The organism is Deltaproteobacteria bacterium (assembly GCA_029860075.1).
Lineage (GTDB): Bacteria > Desulfobacterota > JADFVX01 > JADFVX01 > JADFVX01 > JAOUBX01.
Genome location: JAOUBX010000121.1, coordinates 1 through 9,455, shown reverse-complemented (window position 1 = coordinate 9,455; position 9,455 = coordinate 1). Strand labels below are relative to the sequence as shown.

The 9,455-nt window shown below is 46.5% G+C and carries 12 protein-coding genes and 1 pseudogene; 8 read left to right on the top strand and 5 right to left on the bottom strand.

Annotation, left to right across the window (positions count from 1 at the left end; translation table 11 throughout):
• A partial coding sequence (locus OEV42_20655; protein MDH3976681.1) for a PilZ domain-containing protein occupies positions 1-340 on the top strand: 340 nt, incomplete at its 5' end.
• 185 nt (positions 341-525) lie between these two features.
• Here OEV42_20655 and ruvB read toward each other — a convergent pair.
• From ruvB to OEV42_20630, 5 genes and pseudogenes are all read right to left on the bottom strand, one after another.
• The gene (gene ruvB, locus OEV42_20650) at positions 526-1,545 is read right to left on the bottom strand and encodes a Holliday junction branch migration DNA helicase RuvB (GenBank protein ID MDH3976680.1); all 1,020 of its coding nucleotides are present in this window, start codon (positions 1,543-1,545) and stop codon (positions 526-528) included.
• A 4-nt stretch (positions 1,546-1,549) separates the two neighbouring features.
• Positions 1,550-1,648, bottom strand: coding sequence for a hypothetical protein (locus OEV42_20645; GenBank protein MDH3976679.1), 99 nt, complete (start codon positions 1,646-1,648; stop codon positions 1,550-1,552).
• A 41-nt stretch (positions 1,649-1,689) separates the two neighbouring features.
• Positions 1,690-2,154, bottom strand: a pseudogene (gene ruvA / locus OEV42_20640) (Holliday junction branch migration protein RuvA).
• Positions 2,151-2,663, bottom strand: coding sequence for a crossover junction endodeoxyribonuclease RuvC (gene ruvC, locus OEV42_20635; GenBank protein ID MDH3976678.1), 513 nt, complete (start codon positions 2,661-2,663; stop codon positions 2,151-2,153). Before ruvC ends, ruvA begins: the two are co-directional and overlap by 4 nt.
• Before the next feature lie 8 nt (positions 2,664-2,671).
• Positions 2,672-3,421 carry a YebC/PmpR family DNA-binding transcriptional regulator gene (locus OEV42_20630; protein MDH3976677.1) on the bottom strand — a complete coding sequence of 250 codons (750 nt, stop codon included), beginning with the start codon at positions 3,419-3,421 and terminating at the stop codon, positions 2,672-2,674.
• A 199-nt stretch (positions 3,422-3,620) separates the two neighbouring features.
• Here OEV42_20630 and trpD point away from each other — a divergent pair, with 199 nt between their 5' ends.
• From trpD to OEV42_20595, 7 genes are all read left to right on the top strand, one after another.
• Positions 3,621-4,631, top strand: coding sequence for an anthranilate phosphoribosyltransferase (trpD, locus tag OEV42_20625; GenBank protein MDH3976676.1), 1,011 nt, complete (start codon positions 3,621-3,623; stop codon positions 4,629-4,631).
• Positions 4,632-4,875: 244 nt separating this feature from the next.
• Positions 4,876-5,667: an indole-3-glycerol phosphate synthase TrpC gene (gene trpC / locus OEV42_20620; GenBank protein ID MDH3976675.1), complete on the top strand. Its 792-nt coding sequence runs from the start codon at positions 4,876-4,878 to the stop codon at positions 5,665-5,667.
• A 193-nt stretch (positions 5,668-5,860) separates the two neighbouring features.
• Positions 5,861-6,496 (top strand): phosphoribosylanthranilate isomerase, encoded by a 636-nt coding sequence (locus OEV42_20615; protein ID MDH3976674.1) that lies wholly within the window; start codon positions 5,861-5,863, stop codon positions 6,494-6,496.
• Entirely contained in the window at positions 6,483-7,082 is a 600-nt protein-coding gene (locus OEV42_20610; protein ID MDH3976673.1) for a Maf family protein, read from the top strand. Before OEV42_20615 ends, OEV42_20610 begins: the two co-directional genes overlap by 14 nt.
• A complete protein-coding gene (locus OEV42_20605; protein MDH3976672.1) occupies positions 7,079-7,801 on the top strand; it encodes a YggS family pyridoxal phosphate-dependent enzyme in 723 nt (240 codons plus the stop codon). The genes OEV42_20610 and OEV42_20605 overlap by 4 nt, the downstream gene beginning before the upstream one ends.
• A gap of 157 nt (positions 7,802-7,958) precedes the next feature.
• On the top strand, positions 7,959-8,306 hold the full coding sequence (locus OEV42_20600) for an endonuclease domain-containing protein (GenBank protein MDH3976671.1): 348 nt from the start codon (positions 7,959-7,961) through the stop codon (positions 8,304-8,306).
• Positions 8,307-8,402: 96 nt separating this feature from the next.
• The coding region (locus tag OEV42_20595) for an NCS2 family permease (GenBank protein ID MDH3976670.1) at positions 8,403-9,455 on the top strand (1,053 nt) is incomplete at its 3' end.

Here is a 9,455-nt window from a genome sequence, read left to right as displayed (position 1 = left end):
TCCCGTTAGAAGCCAGACACGGGCCCCCATTTATTCAAAGGTAAGCTACATACATTCAGGTAAGGAATATGTGGGCCATGTTTATGTCATCAGTGAAGGGGGCCTCTACATTAAGGGCGGGAAGGTCATTCCTGTCGGTGAGATGGTGAAGGTTACTTTTTCAATAACCGATATTGCCGAGGGGATAGCGCTTGAGGGAAGGGTTGTCTGGAATACCGATGAAAGACATAGCTACCCCATAGAACTTACGCCCGGGATGGGTATACAGTTTACTCAAGTGAGTGAAGAAGATTTAAAGTCCATCAAAACCTATATTAATCTCGGCAACTACCTCGTCTGATTTTCTATTCAGGTCCTTTGCTCTGTCATTCCCGGTAAAGCGAGTCATCTTGTCTTTTTGCTCAGGGCAGATATGGGCAGAAATAGTTGTAACTAAATAGATAATATGCGGGCAATATAGAGGTTCCTCATCTTTGTTCCAAATGACAAATCTGGGGAACCGCTCTGGTCACGAGATAAGAAGCGCTAAAAGAGCCGTCGCTGGTTCCCTTCTTCTATCTTGATTCCAAAATGACTGTAGGCGCTGTCTGTCGCTATTCTTCCCCTTGGTGTGCGGCTTAAAAATCCTTCCTGGATGAGGTAGGGTTCATAGAGGTCTTCAATGGTATCTCTTTGTTCACTGATGGCGGCGGCCAGCGTATCGAGACCGACGGGACCGCCGCGGAACTTCTCAATAATGGTGAGAAGGAGTTTCCTGTCCATAACGTCGAAGCCCTTACTGTCCACTTCAAGCATCCTGAGGGCATCATCGGCAACCTTTTTTGTAATTATCCCGTCGGCCCTGACTTCCGCATAATCTCTCGTTCGTCTTAAGAGTCGATTGGCTATTCGTGGCGTTCCCCTCGATCTGCGCGCTATTTCGAAGGCCCCTGATTCATCTATTTCTATTTTCAGCAGCCCTGCCGATCTTTTGACGATAGTTTTAAGCTCTTCCGGCTTGTAGAATTCAAGGCGTGAAATAACACCAAAGCGATCCCTTAGGGGGGAGGTAAGGAGGCCGGCCCTCGTTGTGGCGCCGATGAGTGTAAATCTCGGCAGATCGAGCTTGATGCTTCTTGCGCTCGGTCCCTGTCCGATCATAATGTCGAGTTGAAAATCTTCCATGGCCGGGTAGAGGACTTCTTCAACGACATTACTTAATCTGTGGATTTCATCGATAAAAAGGACATCCCGTTCTTCCAGATTGGTCAGTATGGCGGCAAGATCACCGGCCTTTTCAATTGATGGACCTGAGGCAGTTTTGATATTTACGCCCAGTTCGGCGGCGATAATGCAGGAAAGTGTCGTTTTGCCGAGGCCGGGAGGCCCGTAAAGGAGGACGTGATCGAGGGCATCATTTCTCCCCTTTGCCGCCTCGATAAATACGGTGAGGTTATTTTTTGCCTTCTCCTGACCGATATATTCGTTAAACGTTTTGGGCCTTAAAGAGGCATCGTAGGTATTGTCGTCTTCCGATATTTCGGGCGATATAATTCTTTCTTCCATGGTTCTATTTGGACATGACCTTTAAGGATTCCTTAATAAGGGCTTCTACCGTCCACTTGCGGTCACCCTGGTCCTGGCGAAGCCGGCCAAGGGCTTTTTCCACTTCAGCCTTTTGTATCCCAGGTTAACGAGAGCCGAAATAGCATCATCTTCAATCCCTTTATCTCCGGAAGCAAGAGGGGTTTCTTTCTCTTCCTCACTTATTTCATAATCAATTTTATCTCTCAGTTCGAGAATGAGTCGCTCGGCTGTTTTTTTTCCCACACCGGGAATGGCGTTCATCCTGACGATATCGCCACTCTTGATGGCTCTGGACAGGTCTTTCGTATCCATTCCCGAGAGAATATTAAGGCCAAGTTTGGGGCCGACGCCTGAAACGCCGATTAACCTGATAAAGAGTTCCTTTTCTGCCTGAGTAAGAAAACCGAAAAGCTTTATGGCATCTTCCTTGACATAGGTATAGATGAGGAGACTGATGGCGGCGCCTTCATCGGGAAGGGCATAAAAGGTAGTTAGCGGCGCATGCACTTCGTAACCGACGCCTCCCACATCGACGGTAAGACTTTCAACAGATTTGTAAAGAAGGTTTCCTGAAAGGCGGGCTATCATCTTCTTTTGCTTTCCTTTCTTAAAGCGTGGAGGGAACTGTTCGTGCCTGCCGTGTTAATGTGGCAAATGGCTGCTGCAAGGGCGTCAGCGGCGTCAGCCTGTGGTATTTCGGGGAGATTAAGAAGAATTTTGACCATCTGCTGGACCTGCCCTTTCTCTGCCCGGCCATAGCCGACGACAGCCGACTTGATGGCTGTCGCTGAATATTCAAAAATATCGAGCCCCCTGTTGGCTCCCGCCAGAATGCCCACACCCCGGGCATGGCCCAGTTTCATAGCGCTCTTTACATTTTTGGCAAAAAAGACCTCCTCCACGGATAGGACCCTGGGATCGTATTTTTCAATGACTTCCGTAATGCCGTCGTAAAGGGTTTTCAGCCTTAAGTGAAGCGGGTCTTCTGTTTTTGTAAAGATTGCGCCGTTATCGATATGCTTTAGCCTGTTGCCCACACTTTCAACAATGCCGTAGCCCATGACCCTCGTGCCGGGATCTATGCCGAGAGCTCTCAATAGTCTTCTTATGCCTCCAATGCTTCCATGACTTCATCAGCAATGTCGAAGTTGGCATGAACCTTCTGAATATCGTCGAGATCTTCCAGTTTATCCATAAGGCGAATCATCTGTTCCGCTTCTTTGCCTTCCAGCTTGATCGTATTTTGCGGCTTCATGGTGATTTCTGCTGAAAGGACAGGGATGTTTGCTTCTTCTATGGCTTTCCGGACCTCTTCAAAGGCCGATTGATCCGTATAAACTTCAAAAACATCGTCTTCGGTGACGATATCTTCTGCGCCCGCTTCAAGGGCTGCTTCCATCAGTTCATCTTCCGTAGTATCGCTGCAATTGACTGCAATAAGGCCCTTGCGATCAAACATCCATGCAACGGAACCGCTTTCACCCATATTGCCGCTATTCTTGTTCATAGTGGAACGGATTTCAGGCAGCGTCCTGTTTTTGTTGTCCGTCATGACTTCAATGAGGATGGCTACACCACCGGGCCCATAGCCCTCGTAGGTACATTCCTCGTAGTTTACACTTTCCAGCTCACCGGTTCCCTTTTTAATCGCCTTTTCAATATTGTCTTTGGGCATATTTTCTGCCCTGGCCGCGGCAATGGCAGTTCTTAGTCTCGGATTCCCCGAAGGGTCTCCTCCGCCTATCTTTGCCGCAACAATGATCTCTTTGGCAAGCCTTGTAAAGATTTTCCCCCGCTTGGCGTCAACAGCCCCTTTTCTCCTCTTTATGTTACTCCATTTGCTGTGTCCTGCCACGATCTACCTCCGTAAAAATTGTTATGAAATAGTATCATAAAGTGTTTATCAGTTAAAGTGATTTCTCCTTTGATTCAAGCCGGAATCATTCCTTTTTTGACAATATTCAGGTCTCATGGTAATCTGTCAAATTTCATTGAAAATGTTAGGGAATTCCCTGGGAGTCAAAAGTCTCCCATTCTTTCAGGAGGAGATAAAAATGATTCAGGAAGCAATCTCAAAGGTCGTAGGGGGAACAAACCTCAGTGAAGAGGAAATGGTTAAGGTCATGACACAAATCATGACGGGTGGGGCCAGTGACGCGCAGATAGGGAGCTTTATTACGGCGCTGAGGATGAAGGGGGAGACAATTGAAGAGATAACGGGCGCTGCCAGGGTTATGAGGGAGAAGGCGCTTCATATTGAAGCCGGAGAGGGAAGGATCGTAGATACTTGCGGAACGGGCGGTGACAGTTTGGGTTCCTTTAATATTTCAACAACGGCTGCTTTTATCGCGGCAGGCGCCGGCATAAAAGTGGCCAAACATGGTAACCGTTCCGTATCGAGTAAATCAGGGAGCGCCGATGTACTTAGAAGTCTTGGTATTAATGTAGAGGCTGAAGTTAGCAGGGTAGAGGAGTGTATCCAGCAAGTGGGTATCGGTTTTCTTTTTGCTCCCCTTCTTCATGGCGCTATGAAATATGCTATTGGACCCAGACGGGAGATAGCCATCAGGACCATTTTTAATATTCTCGGTCCTCTGACCAATCCTGCCAAGGCTGATTCACAGGTGATGGGTGTTTATGATGAAAACCTGACGGACAACCTCGCCAATGTGCTGGCAAAACTTGGTAGCAAACATGCCATGGTCGTTCACGGTATGGATGGACTCGATGAGATAACGCTCACGACGGTTACCAAGGTGTCGGAAGTGAAGGAGGGTAATGTTAAAACCTTTAACTTTATCCCCGAAGATTACAATTTGGAACGCTGCAGCATGGAAGACCTCAAGGGAGGCGATTCTGAAGCCAATGCCGGGATTACACTTGGAATATTGAATGGGGAGAAGGGCCCTAAAAGAGATATCGCCATTGTCAATGCTGCCGCAGCCATTGTGGCTGGTGGAGGGGCTAAGGACATAAAAGAAGGGTTGACTATTGCTGCCGAATCCATTGATTCAGGTGCTGCTATGGAAAAGCTGGAAGGGCTTAAGGAAGTGTCAAACCGGTAAATAAACCCGGATAATACAGATATTTTATGATAAACACTGATTTTTAAGGTTGTCATTTCGACGAGGTTCGAGGAAAAATCCTAAGGTCTCTTTTGTCACGTTAGTAAAAAGATTTCTCCCTTCAGTCGAAATGACAGATTAGCGTATCTTAAACCATGATGAAAATAATTTAAAAAAAATTAATTCCTGTGAATCAGTGTCTGTTTTTTTCAAGATTGAAAGAAAAGGATTTTTAAAAATTACAATGCTAAGAATAAGAAAAACCTACCTTGATGATATCATCATTTACAAAAAGCAAGAACTTGAAGAGCGTAAAAAGAAGATCCCCTACGATATTCTCAAAATGCAGCTCCAGTTTGTCAAAAAGCCGAAGGACTTTAAAGAAGCACTGACTGGCGACGGAGTAAAGATAATCGCCGAGATTAAAAAAGCCTCGCCATCGAAGGGGGTCATCAGGGAAAATTTTGACCATATCGAAATTGCAGAGGCCTATGAAAAGGCGGGAGCCGCAGCCATCTCGGTGCTTACAGACAGCAAGTTTTTCCAGGGTGATATAGAGTACTTAAGCCAGGCCAGGCAGGTAGTTGACATTCCCCTCCTTAGAAAGGATTTTATTATTGATGAGTACCAGGTTGTAGAGGCAAGGATCTACGGTGCCGATGCCGTACTCCTTATTGCCACCGTACTGCCGGAAGATGAACTCAAATATCTCTATGAACTTAGCCGTTCACTCGGTATGCATGTGCTCGTCGAAGTGCATGATAAAAAGGACCTCAAGAAGGCGCTCAATGCGGGAGCTGATATTATAGGCATTAACAACAGGGACCTTAAGAAGTTCAAAACAGACATTCAAACTACGGTGGAACTGGCTAAAATCATACCTAATGACAGGATCATTGTCAGTGAGAGCGGGATAAACAGCATTGATGACATAAAGATGCTTAGAGAGGGTGGGGCAGATGCCTTTCTTATTGGCGAAGCTTTTATGAGGGAGGTGGATCCGGAGGTAAAACTGAGGGAGTTTATGGGGGAGTAGGTTTATTGTCATGCTGAGCCTGTCAAAGCATGGTGTCGAACAACCCTTCGACAAGTTCAGGGTGACATTTTTTGGTAATAGCTCCCAACCCTGTCATGCTGAGCCCGTCGAAGCATTATTTTTTTATGATTTATTCAATAATTTGATATAATCCTCCAACAACAGCAATCTACTATAAAAGCAGGGTATACAAATGGTTAAAGTTAAAATCTGCGGAATAACAAAACTTGAAGATGCTCTTGCTGCGGCTGAATGCGGCGCTCATGCGCTGGGCTTCGTTTTTTTTAGAAAAAGTCCCCGTTACATCGAGCCTGACAAGGCGCTGGAGATCATAAATCAACTCCCTCCTTTTATTACGCCCGTCGGCCTTTTCGTTAATGAAGCGGAAAGCAGGGTATGGGATATTCTCAATACAACGGGCATAAACGTTGTCCAGTTTCATGGCGATGAGGCGCCTCCCTATACCGAATCCTTTCAGGTGCGTGTTATCAAGGCTATTCGTGTTAAAAGTGAAGAATCGCTGAGCGCCGCTGCGGCCTATAGCTGCAGTTCCATTCTGCTCGATGCATGGTCGCCCCAGGCCTACGGAGGAACGGGGAAAAAGTTTGACTGGGATATATTGAGGAGAATAGGGATCAACAAGAGAGTTATTCTTGCCGGCGGACTCAATCCCGATAATGTGGCTTATGCTATTAAACTTGTCAAACCCTATGGTGTGGATGTGAGCAGCGGTGTTGAAATATCACCGGGTATTAAAGACCATGAAAAAATAAAGTGCTTCATCGAAAGGGTGCAGGAAGCAGCAGAAACGGTAAATGACCAGGGTTAAGCTTGTCCTGGCGTCGGCCTCGCCGAGGCGGCGTGAACTCCTTATGCAGGTTGGCCTGGAGTTTGATGTTGTGCCGAGTAATGTTCCTGAAGAACCGATTCATGGTGAAACGCCTGAAGAACATGTGATAAGGCTCTCTGTCGATAAAGCGAGGGAAGTAGGCCGCCGCTGTTCCCATGGGGAGGAATGCTGGATTATAGGGTCTGATACGATCGTTCTTTCCGATGGCAAGGTTTTTGGCAAGCCTGAAGATGACAGAGAGGCAGCCCGAATGCTCAGTATGCTCTCTGGAAGAAAACACAGAGTCATTACAGGCTACTGTATTCTCAATTCATTGACGGGAGCTGAAATAAAACGTTCCGTTGAAACCGTTGTTTTTTTTAAGAAGTTGAGGCCCAGGGAAATCGTCGGTTACGTTGAATCGGGGGAACCGATGGATAAGGCCGGCGGCTATGCCATCCAGGGTATCGGTTCCTTTATGGTAGAAAGGATAGAAGGCTCATATAGTAACGTGGTGGGGTTGCCTGTTTGCCAGATCGTCAATGATCTTGAAATGGCAGGCGCCGTGAGCTTGTTTTCAAAATGAGTCACATCGAAGAAAACCTGATTTACGTCGGGGAAAAAATAGCGAAAGCTGCCGAAAGGTCCGGTAGAAATACGGACGAGGTGCATCTTGTGGCCGTTTCCAAAACTTTTGATGCCGGGTATGTTAAGGAAGCGGTTAAGGCCGGTCAGTCACTTTTTGGAGAAAACAGGGTACAGGAGGCGCGCGACAAGGTCCCCCTCGTTGATGAAGGCGCTCAGTGGCACATGATCGGGCGGCTTCAGAAGAACAAGGCCAAATATATTCCCGGTCTTTTTGATATGGTCCATTCCGTTGATTCCTTGGAATTGGCCCAATCTCTTAATGATGCCATGGAAAAGGCCCTGGAAAGAGGAAAGGAACTAAAGTCGGATCTCTTGCCTGTTCTCGTCCAGGTCAATATTGCCGAAGAGGAACAAAAGGGAGGCACAAAAGAATCAGAGACGGCTGATCTTGTTAAAAAAATCTCTTTTTTGCCCCGTCTCAAAGTAAAGGGGCTCATGATCATTCCTCCCTTCAGTGATAATCCCGAAAATTCGAGGCCTTACTACAAAAAGCTAAAGGAAATGAGAGACAGCATTGACGCCATGAATATTCCCAATGTGGAAATGACGCATCTTTCTATGGGAATGAGTGGCGATTATGAGGTAGCCGTTGAAGAGGGGGCTACTTTTGTTCGTGTGGGCAGCGCTATTTTTGGGAAAAGGGATTATTTGGAATAGCTTTAAGATAATTATCATAAATCAGAGGCGGTAGTTAACCGCCTTTAATAGCAACCCTTCGATAAATATTTTTCCCAACACCATTTAAACTATCATCTTTTCTTCTCGGTTTTATAACTCCTCCCTTTGAAAAGGGAGGCTGGGAGGGATTTAAAACATGCTTCCTTACAAAAAAAGTTTAAAACAGTACTCACGGGATCTAAGAAATAATATGACCGATGCTGAAAGGCTTCTGTGGTCAAAGGTACGAAAGAATCAATTAAAAGGATATCAGTTTTATAGGCAAAAACCGATAGGTAATTACATTGCTGACTTCTATTGCCCAAAAGCTAAACTTGTTATTGAAATTGATGGTGGACAACACTATCTCGGAGAAGGCAAGGAACGCGATAAGGAAAGAGATGATTATATGGAAAATATGGGCCTTAGAATCTTAAGGTTTTCGAATAAAGAAGTTTTTGAAAATATCGATGGGATTTTAGAAGTAATATGGGAGGCTTTGTGATTTTGATCAAATCCCCCCTTGCCCCCCTTTACTAAAGTGGGGTAAAAGCTGCTTGATGTAGTTTATTGATAGTTTATTTGTAAGGAGAAAAAGGTAATGTCAGACAACACATTCAAATGGTGGCGAAGCGGAGACCTTGACGGGTTCTTCGGACTTTTTATCGATAACATTATTCAGCTTATTCTTATCGTTGTTCTTTGCCGTTTTGTTGTTGGCCTTCCCGATGAATTAGTTGTTGGGCGTATCCTGCCCGGTGTGGCAGTAAGCCTTCTTATTGGTAATCTCTTTTATGCATGGCAAGCTAAAAGGCTTGCGGAAAGAACAGGGCAGGGGGAGGTGACGGCTCTTCCTTACGGTGTTAATACGGTATCCCTCTTTGCCTACATTCTCTTCGTCATGGCCCCTGTTATGGCCCAGACGAAAGACGCCGAACTGGCCTGGAGGGTAGGGCTTGCCGCCTGTTTCGGTTCAGGTGTCATCGAGCTGGGAGGAGCATTTATCGTCGGCTGGGTTAAACGTGTCACACCCAGGGCTGCGCTCCTTACGACCCTTGCGGGAATTGCCATCACCTTCATTTCCATGGATTTCTGCTTCCGCATCTTTGCCGACCCACTGGTGGGTCTTATTCCGCTGGCTTTTATTTTCATTTCATACATTGGAAGGGTTTATCTCCCCGCCAATATTCCGGCGGGCTTTGTGGCCGTCATCATCGGGACGCTACTCGCCTGGATAATGGGGAGGATGGATGGCGCTGCCCTTTCCGATGCCGCTGCTATCTCTTTGCAGCCGCCCATTCCCTATCTTTCAGACCTGCTTGGTGCCCTTACCTCAAAATATGTTATTGCTTATCTGCCCGTTATAGTTCCCATGGGACTTTTCAACCTCCTCGGTTCTCTGCAAAACCTTGAAAGTGCAGAGGCGGCAGGCGATAAATATGAAGTCAAAAGTTCGCTGGCTGCCAACGGCATAGGGACTATTGCCGCTTCTATTTTTGGCAGCACCTTTCCAACAACCATCTACATCGGTCATCCCGGCTGGAAGCGAATGGGGGCAGGGGTGGGTTATTCGGTGCTGAACGGCGCTGTCATAACAGTCATCTGCTTCCTCGGTCTCGTCGGTTTTATTACGGCACTCATTCCCGTCGAAGCG